The 17923-nt window shown below is 39.1% G+C and carries 15 protein-coding genes, 1 pseudogene and 1 riboswitch; of the genes and pseudogenes, 13 read left to right on the forward strand and 3 right to left on the reverse strand.

The genetic code is table 11. The annotated features are described in order from the left end of the window. The first annotated feature begins 92 nt into the window (after nucleotides 1–92). From HPT25_RS17235 to HPT25_RS17290, 12 genes and pseudogenes are all read left to right on the forward strand, one after another. On the forward strand, nucleotides 93–1136 hold the full coding sequence (locus HPT25_RS17235; RefSeq protein WP_173066818.1) for an LLM class flavin-dependent oxidoreductase: 1044 nt from the start codon (nucleotides 93–95) through the stop codon (nucleotides 1134–1136). A gap of 89 nt (nucleotides 1137–1225) precedes the next feature. After that, nucleotides 1226–2281, forward strand: coding sequence for an LLM class flavin-dependent oxidoreductase (locus tag HPT25_RS17240; RefSeq protein ID WP_173066821.1), 1056 nt, complete (start codon nucleotides 1226–1228; stop codon nucleotides 2279–2281). A 95-nt stretch (nucleotides 2282–2376) separates the two neighbouring features. Next, complete coding sequence (locus tag HPT25_RS17245; RefSeq protein WP_173066824.1) at nucleotides 2377–3483, forward strand: iron-containing alcohol dehydrogenase family protein; 1107 nt, start codon at nucleotides 2377–2379, stop codon at nucleotides 3481–3483. 32 nt (nucleotides 3484–3515) lie between these two features. After that, the gene (locus HPT25_RS17250) at nucleotides 3516–4541 is read left to right on the forward strand and encodes an ABC transporter substrate-binding protein (RefSeq protein ID WP_173066826.1); all 1026 of its coding nucleotides are present in this window, start codon (nucleotides 3516–3518) and stop codon (nucleotides 4539–4541) included. Between the two features lie 81 nt (nucleotides 4542–4622). Then, nucleotides 4623–5957 carry an LLM class flavin-dependent oxidoreductase gene (locus HPT25_RS17255; RefSeq protein WP_173066828.1) on the forward strand — a complete coding sequence of 445 codons (1335 nt, stop codon included), beginning with the start codon at nucleotides 4623–4625 and terminating at the stop codon, nucleotides 5955–5957. Between the two features lie 169 nt (nucleotides 5958–6126). After that, a complete protein-coding gene (locus HPT25_RS17260) occupies nucleotides 6127–7338 on the forward strand; it encodes an aminotransferase-like domain-containing protein (protein WP_173066830.1) in 1212 nt (403 codons plus the stop codon). Nucleotides 7339–7463: 125 nt separating this feature from the next. Next, nucleotides 7464–7694 carry a glutaredoxin family protein gene (locus HPT25_RS17265; protein ID WP_173066832.1) on the forward strand — a complete coding sequence of 77 codons (231 nt, stop codon included), beginning with the start codon at nucleotides 7464–7466 and terminating at the stop codon, nucleotides 7692–7694. Further along, nucleotides 7673–8424: pseudogene (locus HPT25_RS17270) on the forward strand (LLM class flavin-dependent oxidoreductase); the annotation flags it as partial. The gene HPT25_RS17265 and the pseudogene HPT25_RS17270, both read left to right, overlap by 22 nt. 13 nt (nucleotides 8425–8437) lie before the next feature. Next, nucleotides 8438–9208, forward strand: coding sequence for an aliphatic sulfonate ABC transporter permease SsuC (gene ssuC / locus HPT25_RS17275; RefSeq protein WP_173066834.1), 771 nt, complete (start codon nucleotides 8438–8440; stop codon nucleotides 9206–9208). Nucleotides 9209–9223: 15 nt separating this feature from the next. Further along, nucleotides 9224–9997, forward strand: a complete 774-nt coding sequence (locus HPT25_RS17280) for an ATP-binding cassette domain-containing protein (RefSeq protein WP_173066837.1) — start codon at nucleotides 9224–9226, stop codon at nucleotides 9995–9997. 83 nt (nucleotides 9998–10080) lie between these two features. Further along, a complete protein-coding gene (locus HPT25_RS17285; protein ID WP_173066840.1) occupies nucleotides 10081–10221 on the forward strand; it encodes a YezD family protein in 141 nt (46 codons plus the stop codon). A gap of 237 nt (nucleotides 10222–10458) precedes the next feature. Next, a riboswitch (cyclic di-GMP riboswitch) is annotated at nucleotides 10459–10543 on the forward strand. Between the two features lie 267 nt (nucleotides 10544–10810). Next, on the forward strand, nucleotides 10811–11890 hold the full coding sequence (locus tag HPT25_RS17290) for a sensor domain-containing diguanylate cyclase (protein ID WP_173066843.1): 1080 nt from the start codon (nucleotides 10811–10813) through the stop codon (nucleotides 11888–11890). 115 nt (nucleotides 11891–12005) lie between these two features. Here the strand turns inward: HPT25_RS17290 and HPT25_RS17295 are convergent, their stop codons facing one another. After that, on the reverse strand, nucleotides 12006–13367 hold the full coding sequence (locus tag HPT25_RS17295) for an IS1182 family transposase (RefSeq protein ID WP_173060338.1): 1362 nt from the start codon (nucleotides 13365–13367) through the stop codon (nucleotides 12006–12008). A gap of 521 nt (nucleotides 13368–13888) precedes the next feature. On the opposite strand from HPT25_RS17295, the gene HPT25_RS17300 reads away from it, so the two are divergent. Then, nucleotides 13889–16117: an AAA domain-containing protein gene (locus HPT25_RS17300; RefSeq protein ID WP_173066846.1), complete on the forward strand. Its 2229-nt coding sequence runs from the start codon at nucleotides 13889–13891 to the stop codon at nucleotides 16115–16117. Between the two features lie 213 nt (nucleotides 16118–16330). Here the strand turns inward: HPT25_RS17300 and HPT25_RS17305 are convergent, their stop codons facing one another. Both HPT25_RS17305 and HPT25_RS17310 read right to left on the reverse strand, forming a co-directional pair. Then, nucleotides 16331–17653: a replicative DNA helicase gene (locus HPT25_RS17305; protein ID WP_246277212.1), complete on the reverse strand. Its 1323-nt coding sequence runs from the start codon at nucleotides 17651–17653 to the stop codon at nucleotides 16331–16333. Continuing rightward, nucleotides 17574–17912 carry a replicative helicase loader/inhibitor gene (locus HPT25_RS17310; protein WP_173066849.1) on the reverse strand — a complete coding sequence of 113 codons (339 nt, stop codon included), beginning with the start codon at nucleotides 17910–17912 and terminating at the stop codon, nucleotides 17574–17576. Before HPT25_RS17310 ends, HPT25_RS17305 begins: the two co-directional genes overlap by 80 nt. Nucleotides 17913–17923 lie beyond the last annotated feature (11 nt).

Raw genomic sequence — 17923 nt, forward strand, 5'->3', positions numbered from 1 at the left:
ATCAGCTAAAGTATTACTGTTCTAAACAGTCGGAAATAGGATAGGTTTCAATATTCAGATATGTGAACTTGGATTTAAGGAGGGAAATATAAATGGGCTATCAATTAAGTATTTTAGATCGGAGTCCCATTAGTCCTGGATCGACCGCTTTTGATTCTTTACAAAAAACGGTACAACTCGCTCAAAAGGCTGAGGAATGGGGCTATTCGCGTTTTTGGGTATCAGAGCATCATCATTCAGAGCAGGTGGCAGGATCGTCGCCAGAAGTATTAATTTCATACTTATTAGCTCGAACAAATTCGATTCGAATCGGATCCGGGGGTGTGATGCTGCAACACTACAGCCCATATAAGGTGGCTGAAAATTTTCCTGTTCTATCCACTCTCGCGCCTGGTAGAATCGATCTTGGAATCGGAAAAGCGCCAGGAGGGCTGCCATTATCAACAAAAGCCCTGCAATATGGAACCGTTAATGACGGAACAGACTTTCCGGAAAAACTTTCTTTTTTACAAAAATTAATTGAGAATTCGCTTGATGAACATCATCCACTAGCAGGCATTCAAGCCACACCAATACCGCCAGCAAAACCGGAAATGTTTCTCCTGGGTGCGAGTTCAAAAAGTGCTGAGCTTGCGGCAAGGCTGCAAATACCTTTTGTGTTTGCTAAATTTATAAACAGTGATGAAACGGTCCTAGCAGAAGCTGCTCGCATTTATAGGAATGTCTTCCCAAATGGACAATTGATCATTTCGGTGGCTGCAATAGCGGCTCCAAATCAACAAGAAGCAGAACAAATCGCAGGTGAACGGAAAATTGTAAAAGTCCATCTGCAAAGCGGACGTTCAGTGACAGTTCAATCCATAGAGCAGGCTGAAGCGTTCGGAAACCAAACGGGGGAACCATATGAGATTACAGAACAATCGGCTGATGTGATTGCTGGTACCCCAGGTTATGTTAGAAAAGTCTTGGATCAACTGCATGAAACCTATCATGCAAATGAGTTTATTCTACACACACCAGTTGACAAAGAAATCGAGCGGTTCCGCTCCTTCCAGTTATTAAGTCCACTATATGCAGATGGTTTGAATAACAACATGACCAAAACAAAGGATGATGCAGTAAAAATTAACTCCTAAGAAGTACGGATACATTACGGCGTTATTCGGATTGAAACCATTTTAAAACGAAACGGATTGAAAAGGAATGGGACTGGAGGGATATTAAATTGAAATTTGTTTTGTTTGATTTAATGGGGAACCATCCGAACCCTGTATCAGGTGAGAGTTTTACGACACATGAGAGAATTCAACAAGTAATCGATCAGGCAGTTTTTGCTGAATCGCTCGGTTTTGATGGTTATGGTGTGGGTGAACGCCATGGAGCGCCATTTTTGTCCTCATCACCAGCAGTCATGCTAACAGCGATTGCTGCAAAAACATCTAAAATCCGCTTGCTTCCAACAGTTGCGGTGTTAAGTGTTCTTGACCCAATCCGTGTCGCTGAAGATTATGCAACAGTTGATCATCTGTCAGGCGGTAGATTAGAGGTCATGATCGGCAAAGGAAATGATCCGCGTCATTACCAATTATTTGGAGTTAACGAAGAAGAGCAATGGATGTCTTTAGCAGAGAGATATGAGCTTCTAAAAAGATTGTGGCAGGAAGAAAATGTTTCCTGGGAGGGAAAATACCGCCCTTCACTAAGGAATGTAACGACGGAACCACGACCCTATCAAAAACAAATTCCTATTTGGCATGGAAGTGCATCAAGTCCACTGTCGACAGAGCTGGCTGCTAGGCATGGAGAACCCATATTTTCCTCCAATACTTTTCACCCTTTGGTTAAGTATAAGGAATTAATTGATCATTACCGTCAAAGGCTGGAACATTACGGATACGATCCTGACAAGGCAGTAGTCGGAGCTGGTGCCAGAGGGTTATATTTAGCTAATACAACGGAAGAAGCCATTAAGCGCTACCGTCCATATTATGATACGTATATGAATACAGATGCTTCCAAGTTCAATCAGTCACCTTTTAGGGATCTTGAAGACCATATCCAAAATGGTTCGGCATTAGTAGGAAGTGCGGATCAAGTAATCGAAAAGATAATAACCTATCATGAAGAATTCGGACATCAAGTTCAAAGTATTAGTGTTGAAGGGCTTGGGATAAACGAGCAAAAAGAACAGCTTGAGCGATTTGCGGCTGAAGTCATGCCGGTCCTGCGCAGAGAGATTCCTAGTACAGTATGGGAAACGAAACAATCCACATTCATATAAGTGTACTTCTTGTGTTTAATTCCGACTAATTCAATAATAATAATAGGTTTAGAAAAGAGCATTCATTTTACTAACCTTATGAAGGAGTGTTCAGCTTGATTCAAATTAAAGCACCAGAGCTATATATAAATGAAGAAAATTGTACACAGTCATCTGGCAAATCTATTTCGCAAATTAGTACTAATGCGTTAATTATCGGTGGTCATCAAGCATTAGAGGCAGTTGGAAGTGTTCTTTTTCATAGTTTAGAAGAAAATGGCGTTTTATTTGATACCGCATTTTATTCCGGCTTTTGCACCAAACAGGCAATTCAAACGTTTGCCAACAGAGCTGTAGAAACCCATTCTGGAGTTGTCATTGGTGTGGGAGGCGGTAGCGTTCTGGATATTGCCAAAGCAGTAGCTGAAGATGCTCATCTCCCAGTTGTGACAATTCCTACTATAGCTGCAACATGTGCTGCATGGTCTGCCCTATCTGTTATTTATGATGAAAGCGGGAAGGTGATTGATCATCGTCTATTAAAACAAGCACCTAAGATTGTATTTGCGGATAGCAAAATTTTAGTGGAAGCGCCGGTTAGATACTTACAATCGGGAATAGGAGATACCATTGTGAAATGGTATGAGTATGCGCCAAATAACAAAAACAACGAATATGATCCTGCCTTTCAAATATCGTTAAACACCGCTAAATATGCTTTAGAGGTATTGGAAACACATGCTGTGCAAGCTGTTGAAGATAATAGACAAAAGCGGTCAAGCAAAGCCTTTAAAGAGGTTGTAGATGCGGTAATTGCTTTAGCTGGTTTAGTAGGAAGTGTAAATAGCGGAAGATATCGTTTCGCTGCAGCACATGCGATCCATGATAGTATGACAGCCGTTTCTGAAACCCATAAAAGTCTTCATGGAGAAAAAGTCATATTTGGATTAATAGCTCAATTTGTATTGGAAAGAAAGTCAGAACCAGAGATCACTCACTTGATTCGTAGTCTAAATGAATTAAATCTCCCAGTAACTTTGAAACAAGTTGGTATAGACACTAACTTCTCAAGTGAAAAAATAAAGCAAATTGCCTCGGGAATCAAATGGCATCAAGAGGCATTGAGCCATTTAGAATTTGATATAAATCAAGATTTAGTGGAAGAAGCAATTAAAAAAGCAGATGAGTTAGGGTTCGAAAGTTTGAAGGTTATAAATAGATAAAATAACAGTTTAAAGATGATGAGGGGAAGCGGATGAAAAAATTAAGTATAGTACTTTTTAGTTTCGGACTATTTTTTTTACTAGGGTTAACGGGGTGTGTCTCAAACAATAAAACAAGTGGAAAGACTGAAACAAAAGCAGGAAATGTAGACTTAAGCAACGTTACATTGAAAGTCGGCCAAACAGGCTGGGGGAGTAATGAAGAGGCACTTAAAGCAGCAGGATTGAGCAATACACCGTATAAAGTGGATTATAGTGTATTTCAGGGAGGGAATTTAATTCTTGAAGCGATGACCTCGGGACATATTGATTTTGGAATAACAAGCGAAATTCCACCTATTTTTTCTTCTTTATCGAAAAATGGGGAGCAATCAAAGGTGATCGCGATTCAACAATCCAATACACTGCAACAAGAATTAGTGGTTCCGAAAGGATCGAAAATTAAAACGGTAGCAGATTTGAAAGGAAAGAAAGTAGCATATGTGAATAGTACAACGGCTCATTATTTTCTATTAAAAATGTTGCAGGAAGTAGGCTTAACCTGGAAAGATATTACGCCTGTTCAACTGTCAACTGCTGATGGTTTGACCGCCCTTATCGGAGGGAATGTTGACGCTTTAGCAAGTTATGGAAATGCGATTCTCGCTGCGCACCAAAATGGCGCCAAAACATTGGCAAGCGCCCAACATATTTTGTCAGGTAATTTTCCGATAAATGTGTCTGCCTCTGCTATCGATGATCCAGCCAAACATGCGGCGATTGTAGATTATATTGAGCGACTCAACAAAGCTTATAATTGGCAAAGAAAGCATCCCGATGAATGGGCAAAAATAGTGGCTGCGAATACGAAACAGCCGTTTAAACAGGCTTTAGAAACTTTTAAAGAGGGCGAAAAGCAGCGCCCTACCCATGTTATCCCTTTATCTGAAACGAATACCCATTCTGAGCAGGATATCGCAGACGTTTTTTTTAGTGTGAAACTAATCCAGGGAAAAGTGGATGTCCCATCATTCTGGAGTCATGCATTTGATAAAGAATTAGCTAAAGTTATCAAATAATCATTCTGTAAGTTTACTAAAACTATGCCATGTAACTTTTAATAGTAAGTCCAAATAGGAATCCGTATGGAGGGATGAATAATGTCTAAGCAAAGAAAATTGAAATTCGGTGCCATCATTCATGGGGTTGGAGGGAATATCGCAGGATGGAGACATCCTGATATCCAAGCGGATGCAAGCGTGAGTTTTCATTTTTACTCTGAACAGGCAAAGACGGCTGAAAAAGGAAAGTTTGACTTAGCCTTTATTGCGGACGGATTGCATATTAACGAGAAATCGATTCCTCATTTTTTAAATCGGTTTGAACCGCTGACTATTTTATCAGCTCTTGCGGCTGTGACTTCAAGAATAGGGCTTGTTGGTACGGTATCTACTTCTTATAGTGAACCGTTTACTGTATCCCGTCAATTTGCGTCGCTTGATCATATCAGTAATGGACGTGCCGGTTGGAACGTTGTCACCTCACCATTAGAGAAATCTGCTTTAAACTTTAGTAAGGCGATTGAAGAACATCCTGATCATGCTAAACGATACAAAATTGCTGCTGAATATCTGGAAGTGGCAAAAGGATTATGGGATTCATGGGAAGATGATGCGTTTGTTCGGGATAAAAAGTCGGGTGTCTTTTTCGATCCTGCTAAATTACATCCATTGAATCATAAAGGAGAGTTTTTCTCAGTAGCGGGTCCACTTAACATAGGCAGGTCCAAACAGGGGAGGCCGGTTATTTTTCAAGCAGGTTCTTCTGACGCGGGAAAAACTCTGGCAGCAAAAGAGGCAGATGCCATTTTTACAGGACATCCAACCTTGGAGGCAGCCCAAAAATTTTATCAAGATGTAAAAGACAGAGCAAAAAGCTTTGGCCGTAATCCAGATCAGCTTGTGATCATGCCTGGGATTTCACCAATCATTGGGGCAACAGCTGAAGAGGCAGAGAGAAAATATCAAGAAATTGCTAATCTCGTATCCATTGATAAAGCACTTGATTACTTAGGGCGATATTTCGAACATCATGATTTCTCACAATATCCTCTTGATGGACCATTCCCTGAACTTGGCGAGTTAGGCAAAAACAGTTTCCAAAGCCATACCGATCGAATTAAACGAGAAGCAAGAGAGCAAAATCTAACCCTTCGTCAGGTTGCATTAAAAGAAACGACACCGAGGACTTCATTCATCGGAACACCGGAAAAAGTGGCTGACTTGATTCAGGAGTGGTTTGATGGCAGAGGGGCTGACGGCTTTATTATCGGTTCAGAGGTTCCTAATGGATTGAATGATTTTGTAGATTATGTTGTCCCAATTCTTCAAGAGCGAGGACTGTATAGAACAGAATACGAAGCTGATACCTTAAGGGGAAATCTAGGGATTCCGTATCCGGAAAATAGATATACAAAAGAACCTATTAACCATTGATTTAGGAGTAACGCTGAAGATCACTCGAGCAAATAATGAAATGAGGTTAAAAGCAGATGTGCCGACTAGACTACTAGAGGCCCGCTATTTAAGAACGTGTGGATCTTGAATGGCGGCCTTTTTTAGTTCCTCTAAGACAGAGAAAAAAATAAGTAGAAAGGGTGATAAAATGCCTGGAAATTCTGAATATCAATACAATCAATTTTTACCTAAAACTCCTTCAATTGGCGGTACAACCGGTGCTGGAGTAGATCATGTTCACTGTTCATTTGGATTCCCAAATTCAGAACTTTTTCTAATAAAAGAGCTGGCGGAGGCTGCAAAAAACGCCACCCTTTCACATGGCCATCTTGCATTGCATTATCCCGGCGGTCCGGGAACGTGGAACATTCGTCAATGGATTGCCAATCGAGGTCGTTCCCGTAAGATCAAGAGTAATCCATCGGATATATTGATCACAGCTGGAGCAGGCCAAGCGATTGATGCAACTGCAAGAGTATTGATCAATCCAGGTGACGAAGTCTGGGTAGAAGCACCTTCTTTTTTTAGTGCTTTACGTGCGTTTGAAATAGCAGGTGCAGCAGTACGGGCATTTCCAATGGATGAAAATGGATTACAAGTTGATTTAGTTCAGGAGGCTCTAGAGTTTGCAACGTTTAATGGGGGGAACTTGCCGAAATTTATCTACGTTATGCCTAATTTTCATAACCCAGGTGGAGTGAATTTATCTGTAGAACGGCGAAAACAATTATCGTCCTTGGCTATTAAATATAACTTTTATATTTTAGAAGATGATGCCTATGCGGATATTCATTTTAATCAAGGAGTTTTACCTGCAATTTATTCATTCGCACCCGAACGCGTTATATATATTGGAACGTTTTCTAAAATCATCGGGCCGGGTATTCGTCTTGGGTGGACAATTGCAAACTCGGAAATACTTCAATATATGCGCTTGTTTCTACTGGGAAGTCAAACCAATCCATTCATGCAAGAAATAATCGCAGGATTATTAGAAAATATTGAGTTTGACAAATACCTAAATGATGTAAATCAAAGGTATGTAGGTCAACTAGATGTGATGATCCATGAACTTGGAAGATATTTTGGCGATGAAATCAAATATAACAAGCCAAGCGGCGGTTTCTTTTTACTAGTGAAATTTAAAGAGAAAGTGGATGTTTCTGCACTAGTTGCTCTTGCTGAGAAAAAAGGTGTAAGTGTTGTGAACGGCAAAGAGTTTTATTTGAATGGTTCGGATGTAAATGAAATTAGATTGTGTTTTACCTATTCATCGGAAAATCAAATTCGAAAAGGGATCGAACGTTTAGCTGAAGCTTATAAAGAAATGAAACATGCAACAGCAAATGTGGAAGTATAAAGCAATGATAAAAATCGGACATTTGATATAAGGCAGTGCAGGTAAGAAATTGTGGTGAGAAATATGGACCATTCTTTACATGGTGAAAAAAATAAATCGTTTGATTATACAAGGAGGAATTGATCATGGGAAAAGAATTATCTGTTGTGGTATGGGCAAAACAAGGTTGTTACTATTGCGGCGAGGTGAAGAATTATTTAGAGGAAAAAGGAATTCTCTATCTAACAGTTGATGTGACAAATCATGATGAACGAAGAGATATTTTGGAGATCAAATACGGTGTGCGCCATGTACCAGTTGTTGAAATTGGCGTTGGTGATGTGTATAAAGGTATATTTCAGTTACCTCACGGATGAAATTTCTGGTGGCAGTTCGCCCAGGCTTAAGTTCTCCAGCACAGGCAGCAAGAATGGCCTCCACTTTTGATCGTTTGTCAAATGGACGTTTATTAATCAATGTAGTTTCAGGTGGAGATCCGGTAGAACTAGCTGGCGATGGACTGCATTTAAGTCATACGGAACGCTATGAGTTAACGGATGAATTTCTTACAATTTGGAGGGATTTATTAGAAAATGGGGAAGCTGATTTTTCAGGAAATTACCTCCATGTAGAAAGTGGAAAACTATTATATCCTCCGGTACAAAAACCTTATCCGCCGCTCTATTTCGGAGGATCTTCGGTAATCGGCCAAGAAATTGCCGCCAAGCATGTCGACGTATATTTAACCTGGGGGGAGCCGCCTGCAAAAGTAGCTGAGAAAATAAATGAAGTCAAACGTTTAGCTGAAAAATACGGCAGGACTGTTCGTTTTGGGATTCGATTACATGTCATTGTAAGAGAGACGGAACAGCTTTGGTTGGGGATCCGGCAACGGTGGCTCAAAGAATGAAGGAATACGCCGATCTTGGTATCGAAACATTTATTTTATCCGGATATCCGCATTTGGAAGAAGCCTATCGTGTTTCAGAATTGTTATTCCCGCACCTTCCGATCGAAGAGGATGTTACGGTTTCGGATACAGCCAAAATCATAAGCCCTTTCGGGGAAATTGTGGCAAACACAGAATTGCCTAAGATCGTAAAGTAAGGGGGAAATAAACATGAATAAGAAACAGATTGTTCCGTGGATTGTTCCGTGGATTGTTCCGCTATTATTACTTATTTCTTGGCAGCTATCCAGTCAATTTGGAATGTTATCTTCTCGTGTGCTGCCAAATCCTGTAGATGTATTCAAAGCAGCTGTTGATTTGGCTAAATCCGGCCAGCTTTTAGAATACATCGGCACCAGTAGTAAGAGGGCTGTCATTGGTTTTTTGATCGGTGGGGGAATTGGATTTGCTTTAGGAATGTTGAATGGTTTGTCAAAAGTATCCGAAAGTTTATTGGACAGTTCTTTGCAAATGATCCGAAACATTCCTCATCTTGCATTGATCCCGATTGTGATTTTGTGGTTTGGAATAGAAGAAGAGGCCAAGTTATTTTTAGTGGCATTAGGTACCTTTTTTCCAGTCTATCTCAACACTTTTCATGGGATCCGCTCGATCGAAAAACCTTTGATCGAAATGGGAGACGTCTATGGGCTAAAAGGATTTTCGTTATTCTGGAACGTTATTTTACCCGGTGCCCTGCCTTCGATTTTAGTTGGAGTTCGTTATTCAATCGGAATTACCTGGGTCACACTGATTGTCGCCGAAACGATTTCAGCTAATTCAGGGATCGGTTATATGGCAATGAACGCAAGAGAATTTATGAGGCTGGATATCGTCGTTTTAAGTATTATTCTCTATGCACTTCTCGGAAAACTATCAGATCTAATCGCGAAAATAGCAGAGAAAAGATTTTTAAAATGGCACCCATCTTATCAGAAATAGGGAGGAGGAGTTGAAATGACCCTAAATAAAGAGAATGAGTTGATTATAGAAATAGCTAATCTGCGAAAATCATTTGGCAATCAAACCGTCCTTCGAAATATGAATCTAAAGATTCAAAAAGGAGAATTTGTTGCCATAGTAGGTAAAAGCGGATGTGGTAAAAGTACACTGCTACGTTTGCTCGCTGGGCTTGAGTTACCAAGTGATGGTGCCATTTATACTCGAGGTCATCGTTTGGAAGGCAGAAACGTATTAGCAAAAATGATGTTTCAGGACGGCCGGCTTCTTCCATGGAAAAAAGTTATTCAAAACGTAGGCCTAGGTTTATCAAAAGATTGGAAGGAACGTGCTGAACGTATTTTAGAAAACGTGGGATTACAGGATCGGGCAGATGATTGGCCAAGTGTTTTATCAGGCGGACAAAAGCAAAGGGTGGCACTAGCCAGAGCATTGGTTCATGAGCCGGAAATATTATTATTAGATGAACCCCTTGGAGCATTGGATGCACTAACACGCATTGAAATGCATCAACTTATTGAGAATCTGTGGCTCGAAAAACAGTTTACAGCGGTGTTGGTCACTCATGATGTAGAAGAAGCTGTAGCCCTTGCAAATAGAGTCATATTAATTGAAAACGGAGAAATTGTGATGGACCATTCTATTAAACTCCCATACCCAAGGCAGAGGGATCATCCTTCATTTTCGCCAACAGTTAGCCAAATATTGAATCGAATTATGAAAAAAGACAAAATAGCAAATACAGAATTAAGACTGACCAAAATTGAGTAGAAGAACATTTCATCGGAAGATAAGTTTGAAGTCGCTGTAAAATAACCATTAAAAATTTGAGAATAAATGAGAGGTGCTAGAGTATGGCGCTGGTAGAAAAAGATAAGCTGGATTACATTTTAAGTTTGTTAAAGAAATTAGAATACGGTTCTTTGGTTATCACTATTCATGCAGGTCATATCACACAAATTGACAGTACAGTGAAAAATAGATTTGGTAAATAAAAACCATTCAAATCAAAAAAAGGGATTGTAGTGCTTGAAGTGTAACAAGAGCATTACAATCCCTTCTGTTTATTAATCCCACATTTCTTCCTGAAAATTAGGAGATATCATCAAATTCACTAAACATTACGTTGCCCAAATGAAACGATCGTAAATGGCAAAAATAATCGCATACTTGATATATTGAAAATATTGTACAATCATTTATAATATAGTAATAAGTACCCATAAATATGAAAAATGAAAAGGCAAACGCATTGAAAAGTGCGGACGCAAAGCTAAAGGGACTAATCTTGTAAGAGAAAGTCAGCCAGCTACCGATTATAAATTTTTATTAAGTTTAATCGGTTTACGATTAAACTTTTCTTATTATGAAGGATATGTTAAAAGCTCATTGTTTTAGTTTGTCACTAATTGTTTGGAACAGAAAGCGACAGCCAAGTTTAAAAGTGCTATATTGAAAAAAGGAGGGATTATCCAGTATTAAGAAGGAGTTTTTTCTATCAAACTGTGATTCTCTAGTGTTGAATTGAAAATAGATTAGCTAAAATAATTTAAGAATTACATCGTAAGAAGGTAAAGGATAATAATGGGAGTTCTTGAAAAGATTATAAATACTTTCAAAAGAAAGTTGACTAAACATATTAAATGGCTTATTAATTTTAAGCGGGTATCAAAAAAACATGTTGAAAACTTAACTTGGTTAAACGAGCACTACAAAATTTTGAATAATTTTGCCCAAATATGCAGTAAAACGTTAGATGAAGATATATTACTAAAAAGAACATATGAAATGGTTTCAGAAGTTATGCCGACAGACTGTTTTTACCTAGCCTCCTATACAGAAGGAGAAGATTATTTCACCATTCTTCTATTAGTTGATAAAGGAGAATATATTCCCTCTGTAACCGTTGAAATTGGAGAGAATAATACTTCAAGAGCAATAAAATCAAGGGAAATTATCCACCATAGAAGAAAGAGTGATGACACATCAGTTAGATATTATATTGGAACTGATGAAACAAAATCACATATTTTTGTTCCCATTATAATTGATGATCAAGTAAAAGGAGTCATCTCTGCACAATGCCTGAGAGAGTTTGCCTATCGAAAAGAACATGAGGAATTATTGCAGATTATCGGAACACAGGTCCTTACATCAATCGAAACTGCAAGACTATATGAGAAAATCTATACGATGTCTTATACAGACAACCTAACAGGAGTATTCAATCGGGGATACTTTGAAAAACAACTTGAAAAATATGCAATGGAAGTAAATACATCAGTCGCCATAGTGATTTGTGATTTAGATGAATTAAAATATGTGAATGATCATTATGGACATAAAGCAGGGGACCTGCTAATAAATACGACTGCCTCCATCCTAAACGACTTTTCCTCGGATTCCGTCATTACGGCAAGATTAGGCGGAGACGAATTTGCATTATTAATTACTAATTCAACCTTAAGCGAAGTGGAGAAATTGGTTCAGTCGATTAATGAAAAAGTAAATTCATATAGAATTGAATCCATCATGCATACCATTAAAATGTCAATGGGGTTCGCATATAAGAAAGATTCCATTAATAATATGGATAGGCTGTTTACAGAGGCAGATACGAATATGTATCAAAATAAGAAAAAGAGAAAACTTGTCAGTATATAGTTTAAGTGCATTTGTTTACTATATTAAAAGTTTTATACATTCGAATCAATTTCATAATTTCCTTTTTTAAAAAAGTCTAGATTGTCCCTAACGGGACTTATTCAATTTTTTAAAACTACGCTACTTGTTGTTGCGGGCATTCTAACATTTTTCTGATACGATCAACTGCTAATTTTGAGGCATTATAAACTAAGGTGACTAAGTCAAAATGAACTTTGGCACGCTTTCCTGTTCGATAACGAACATTGTCTAGTTGAAAGTATAACTTGAGATAAGCATTCACACGTTCCACAGCGGTACGTCGTTTAAAGACAGTTTTCCAAGCTTTCGAACCACGGGCCGGTGCTGTATATTTTCGAAGATCTGTCGTGATTTTTATTTTATAGGTCTTTTGGCAAATACCCTCATTGGCTAAAGGGCAATTTTTACATTCTTTTGGATGTGTATATTTGAGAGTTTTGTATTTCGGATCGAAACTATCATATCGATACGAGTGTTCCCGGAAACAAGTGGGGGCGAAATGTTTATCAAAACCTTCTATCTCAGGTTCATTACGCTTGTTATAGGCAATAACAGATTGGTGACCCATCCGGTGAATTTGTTCATAAATCGGTTCGTAATCATACCCAGCATCCATCGTATGGTACCGTAAAGTTGAAAGTTGAACACGCTCTTGAATTCCTTTTAATAAAGGAATCGCAGCCTTTCCGTCATTCAAATTACCAGAAGAGAAAAGCGATTGAAGAATATATTGGCTTTTTGTTCCAACAGCTAAATGAGCCTTATATCCATACCAAAATACGTTCTTTCCTTCGCTGTTTTTCTTTACACCCCACTCAGGGTTTTTGGGAATTTCAGCACGAAGATGATCTAAAGTAACGTCTAACTGTTCTTCAATTTTCTTTTCAAAAAGAGGTAGATTGGTTTCGCGATCAGCTTTTTCAATCAACCATTGTTCTCTTTCTTCTTTCGATTTACGCCCACGTTTCTTAGGTTCGTTTTTTGGTTTTTCCTCTTTTTGAGGTGCCTGATCTTTTGCTTCAAAGTGTGTGGCATCAAGAGCTACTGTATCATCAGTGACAAATCCTTCTGTAATGGCTTGATAAAGAATCGTTTCCTTAACCTTTTCAAGAACGTTAGATTCACTGAGGATTGTCACCATTCTTGAATAAGCTGCTTCTGAAGGTACAGTATCAGAAACCAAAAATCCGCAGTCTAGACGGAAAACCATGTCATTTTTTAATCTCATCACCAAATCTTTAATAAAAGGAATTCGTTCCATTAATCGGGCAACTAAAGAGTAAATCATAGCTGCATAGTTCAGTTCAACAGGTCTACCAAAACGAGATTTCTTCGTTACCACAGAGAAGATTGGTTCAATGTTGATAGCAGAAAAAACAGCTTCAAAACGATGGGTAGGTTCTAAATCGTATAATTCTTGTAGTCCAAATAGGCTTCCTTGTCTTATAATAGCCATAGGGAGTCTTCCTCCAGTCTTATAAGTTTGTGTGGTGCTTACTTATTTAGACATTTTGGGGAGGTACTCCTTTTTTTGGTGTTTAAAAGCCTTGAGCCCGTAGGGCTCAGATTTTTGAAATTGATTCATTCAACCTTCAAAAAACTTTTTGGAGGTTTTTTGTTTTTCATAATGAAACAGGGCCTTTTTTAATTACCTATAAACATTTAATCTGAATGTTTTTTTGTTATAATATAATAATGTATGAAAAAAAGTGAAATGGAATGAATCACGTTTTGAAGCCTCTTTTGCTATGATGGGAAACCTAATAAGTAAAAGAGGCTGTTTGAATTGAATAGCGTTCCTAAATTTGGACAATTCTTGACGTATTTTCGCGCACAATGCATAGAAAACTGAGCGTGTATTACAATTTGAAAATAATGAATACTTTGACTGGAGCATAATTAATTGCTTAGGGATTTAGCCATTTTTAAATTGCAGGTATTCATCAGAATAGTATCTTTAGATCTAAGGGGAAGCAAATGACAGTAACTAAAACATATATCAAAGAGTGGCAGCAAGCATTGCAACAGGAGATTAACCACTTAAAAAAGTTTGGCGGAAGCCGCTATATCGTAACAAATGGAAGATTGTTATCAAACGATGGGCCTTATAGCTATTATTTTGATACAGCTATCTCATTAAGGATTCCGGTTGGTTCGGCGATAAAATTGGAATGGGGTGGTATGAAAAGCAATGGAAAAGTGCTTTCCTCAGAGGGCAGAGGAATTATTCTGGAATTAGAGCAAAGCTTTGGCGACCTTATTTCGGATGCGTATTTACTACATGATCCATGGGAGTTGCTTGAACAACTAATCGAGCGATTGGATGAACTCAAGAAAAGCAAGCAAAAACAGCAGAGAGTAAAAAGGTTGCTGACTCCTTCTACGGAAACCAAACATCCTGCCGAAAAGATTCAGAGTAATGTCCACGAATTGGTTTTGCGGTCCAAATATAATCCGGTCACGTTCGTATGGGGGCCGCCGGGTACCGGAAAAACCTACACACTGGCCAGAACAGCAGCCAATAAATATTTTCAGCAGAAGAAAGTATTAATTCTATCGCATAGCAATCAAGCTGTGGATGTATTAATGGGTGAGCTGACTGATTTTATAAAAAAGAAAAAACGATTCAAAGAAGGGGATGTGCTCCGTTACGGAGGAAACTATGGAGATACGCTTTCCACACATCAAGAAATTACCACAGGGCTGCTCATTGAAAAGCAGGACCCGCTCCTTGCACAGGATCGAGAGAGACTAGTAGAGGAGAGGCGCCACTTAAAAAAAGATTTGTCCCATTCTTTTAGTAAACGAGATTCGGATCATCTGCTTGAAATTGAAACACAGATTGCCAGGGTACTTGACAAAGTGCGGAAGAAAGAAGTCCAATTGGTAAAAGATGCGTACATTATTGGGGCGACACTGGCAAAGGCGACTAGTGACAGCGCTGTTTATGAACAGGATTATGATGTTGTCATTCTCGATGAAGCAAGTATGGCATATGTTCCACAGGCTGCATTTGCTGCATCTTTGGGAAAGAGAGTGATTATTTGCGGGGACTTCAAGCAATTACCCCCTATTGCTTCTAGCCGGGACTCACTGGTGGCCAAATGGTTGAAAGAGGATGTTTTCCATCATGCAGGAGTGGTGGACTGGCTGAATGAAGAGAAGATTCACCCTCAGCTTTTTATATTAAAAGAACAGCGGAGAATGCATCCTGATATTGCTGCTTTTACGAACCGGTATATCTATCATTCACTTGTTGGCAATCACGAAAGTGTATATAAAAGCAGAAATACGATCGTAAGCCAAGTTCCTTTCAAAGAGCAAGCCGCAGTGCTGCTGGATACGAGTTTTACCGGATTCCATTGTATTAGTGATAAAGCAACCAATTCAAGATTTAATCTTTGGCAGCTTCTCCTATCTTTTCAATTGATTCATGAAGCATACCTTGGCGGTGTAAAATCGATTGGATATGTGACACCATACCGGGCACAGGCCAATCTTATGGAGCTGCTTCTTGAAGAGATCTATGAAAATGAGTGCAGCCAAGCAGATATAATTGCGGCCACCGTTCATCGATTCCAAGGGAGTGAGCGGGACGTAATGATTTTTGATACGGTCGATAGTTACCCGCAAGAACGAGCTGGAATGCTTTTAACGAGCAAGGACAGTGAACGTCTGATTAATGTGGCTATTACAAGAACAAAAGGGAAATTTCTTCACGTCAGCAATAGAAATTTTATTGAAAATCATATTTTTAACGGGAAAACGCTAAGGCAGCTTGTTAAACATCAGCTCCGAAATAATCAAACCATCACAACAAAAGATATTGGTTCATGGATCTGTAACCAACATCCCAAATTAAGATGGATGCATGCACTCAAATTGGAAGCAGTTTTTCATGATCTGAAATCGGCCAAGGCATCGATTACGATCTCCATGCCTGAGGGAACCAAACTTTCTGAAGAATGGCAAGAGCAGTTACGAAACAGAGGAAAACGATTAAAATTAACGGTTATATCTCGCCAAGAGTGGGGATATTCCGATGTCTGGCTGGATGAGAACTTTTCGTTTCCGTTTGTGATGATTGACGACCGGGTATTGTGGCTGGGACTTCCGCTCGAAGGAGCCATAGGAACCCAGCCTCCAAATGTAGCCGCCAGACTGTGTTCCAGTAAAGTATGTGAATACTTGTTAAAACAGTTTTAAGTATATGTAAAGAATGGAACTTTCATTATATCTGGTCCAAGGTTGTAATAAGCCTTGGACTTTTATTTTGGTAATGTTAAGTTTGGCGGAAAAATCCGTGGCTTGAATGGCGGAATAGCGTTTTAACAATGTTTGGAGCCAGCATTTCAATTTTTCTACCTAGTTAATTCAAAAAAATCCTTTAGTAAGGTAATCTCACAACTTGTATCCATATTAAAAATCGCGAAATCGACTATAGTTTTTCTCAAACAGCAGCTTAACCACGCCTACAGGGCCGTTCCTATGTTTGGCAATATTCACATGAATGAGTTCGCTTTTATCCTGCGGTACTTGTTCAAATTCATCCCTGCTTAATAGCATGATCACATCGGCATCCTGCTCAATACTTCCAGAATCACGTAAATCAGACATTTGCGGGCGTTTATCGGCGCGTTGCTCCACACCTCTCGACAATTGGGACAACAGGACAATTGGCACTTCGAATTGCCTGGCAATCTGCTTTAACTCTCTTGTTATGCAGCCAATTGCTAAATCTTGGCGTTCAAACCTTTTAGTTTGAGTAATAAGCTGTAAATAATCAATCACTACCAGGTGATCTCCATTCGGATGCTCGCGTTTCGTCTTCTGGATGGCAGCACGCATGTCGGCAACTGTTTGTCCTGGCTCATCGTGTATATAAAATCTCCACGTATCTAAAGTGCCGATTGCATGTACGGCTCGTTCATAGTCATTCTCGCTAAAATATCGATAAGAATTCTTCCATTTGGAGCCATCAACATAGGAAATATCACTCAATACCCGTTTGATCAGTTGCTTTCCAGGCATTTCTAATGAAAAGAAATCAACGGTTCCACCTGCTAAACAGCAATGTTTTACTAGATTTAGAGACAGGGCGGTTTTCCCGACAGATGGCCGTGCTGCTATGATAATCAAATCCCCATTCTGTAGTCCGTTTAGCATACTATTGAGCAGGGAAAACCCAGTATCCACGCCTGAAATTTCTCCGTGGTCCTCAACCATTTCTTCGTACACTTCTATTAAAATATCTCGTTTCGATTTCAGGTCTACTTTTCCAAACCCTTGCAAATCCGTATAGGTTTTATAAAATTCCTCAGCACGCTCAAATGTTTGTTCATTTAGAAATTGAGAGGCAGACCGCTTGAGGATTCTTAGTTTGTACTCATTCCGGATCATGGATTGATAATGTTCATAGTTAGTTGTAGTTGGACAGCAGCCAGCAATGTTCGTCATATAACTGACACCGACATTTTCAATGCCGCTTCCCAATTTATCAACCACTGTGAGCAGATCAATGGGCTTGTTCTCACTTTGCAGCTCCCTCATCGCTTGAAAGAGGAGTTGATTTCGTTTCTGTGAAAAATGGAATGGCTCTAATGTAATTTCATGAATCAGGTCAGGATCTAGAAAGACAGCACCTAAAAGAATGCCTTCCGCCTCAAATAGATTTTCTTGTTGAATATTCCATAAGCCATTCAGGTATGGGGCTTCGTTTTGCATGGCTACGTTCGTGCTCAATTCTCTCCCGTCCTTCCTTCATCCAATCCTTTAGCGTTTCTGGAAAATCATTTTCTTCAAATGAGAATACGGCAATATCTGCGATCATGGGTGGAAAAGGACTTTTTCGAATGTGGTTTTTCAGCTTCGTCATTACCTTCTCAAAATCCATTTCAGAACAAAACTCGAACCATTGCAGTACAGTTTCGTCTTTGACTATGAAGTTGGAATAAACAGACTCAATTAGGACTAATAATTTGACTACCTCTTGCTTGGTCATTTCGAATCCTC

The organism is Neobacillus endophyticus, assembly GCF_013248975.1.
GTDB lineage: Bacteria > Bacillota > Bacilli > Bacillales > Cytobacillaceae > Neobacillus > Neobacillus endophyticus.

Coding starts and splice junctions, on each gene's coding strand:
- HPT25_RS17235 (WP_173066818.1), top strand. CDS start 93: ATGGGCTATCAATTAAGTATTTTAGATCGGAGTCCCATTAGTCCTGGA.
- HPT25_RS17310 (WP_173066849.1), bottom strand. CDS start 17,912: ATGACCAAGCAAGAGGTAGTCAAATTATTAGTCCTAATTGAGTCTGTT.
- HPT25_RS17290 (WP_173066843.1), top strand. CDS start 10,811: ATGGGAGTTCTTGAAAAGATTATAAATACTTTCAAAAGAAAGTTGACT.
- HPT25_RS17280 (WP_173066837.1), top strand. CDS start 9,224: ATGACCCTAAATAAAGAGAATGAGTTGATTATAGAAATAGCTAATCTG.
- HPT25_RS17255 (WP_173066828.1), top strand. CDS start 4,623: ATGTCTAAGCAAAGAAAATTGAAATTCGGTGCCATCATTCATGGGGTT.
- ssuC (WP_173066834.1), top strand. CDS start 8,438: ATGAATAAGAAACAGATTGTTCCGTGGATTGTTCCGTGGATTGTTCCG.
- HPT25_RS17295 (WP_173060338.1), bottom strand. CDS start 13,367: ATGGCTATTATAAGACAAGGAAGCCTATTTGGACTACAAGAATTATAC.
- HPT25_RS17250 (WP_173066826.1), top strand. CDS start 3,516: ATGAAAAAATTAAGTATAGTACTTTTTAGTTTCGGACTATTTTTTTTA.
- HPT25_RS17300 (WP_173066846.1), top strand. CDS start 13,889: ATGACAGTAACTAAAACATATATCAAAGAGTGGCAGCAAGCATTGCAA.
- HPT25_RS17265 (WP_173066832.1), top strand. CDS start 7,464: ATGGGAAAAGAATTATCTGTTGTGGTATGGGCAAAACAAGGTTGTTAC.
- HPT25_RS17285 (WP_173066840.1), top strand. CDS start 10,081: ATGGCGCTGGTAGAAAAAGATAAGCTGGATTACATTTTAAGTTTGTTA.
- HPT25_RS17260 (WP_173066830.1), top strand. CDS start 6,127: ATGCCTGGAAATTCTGAATATCAATACAATCAATTTTTACCTAAAACT.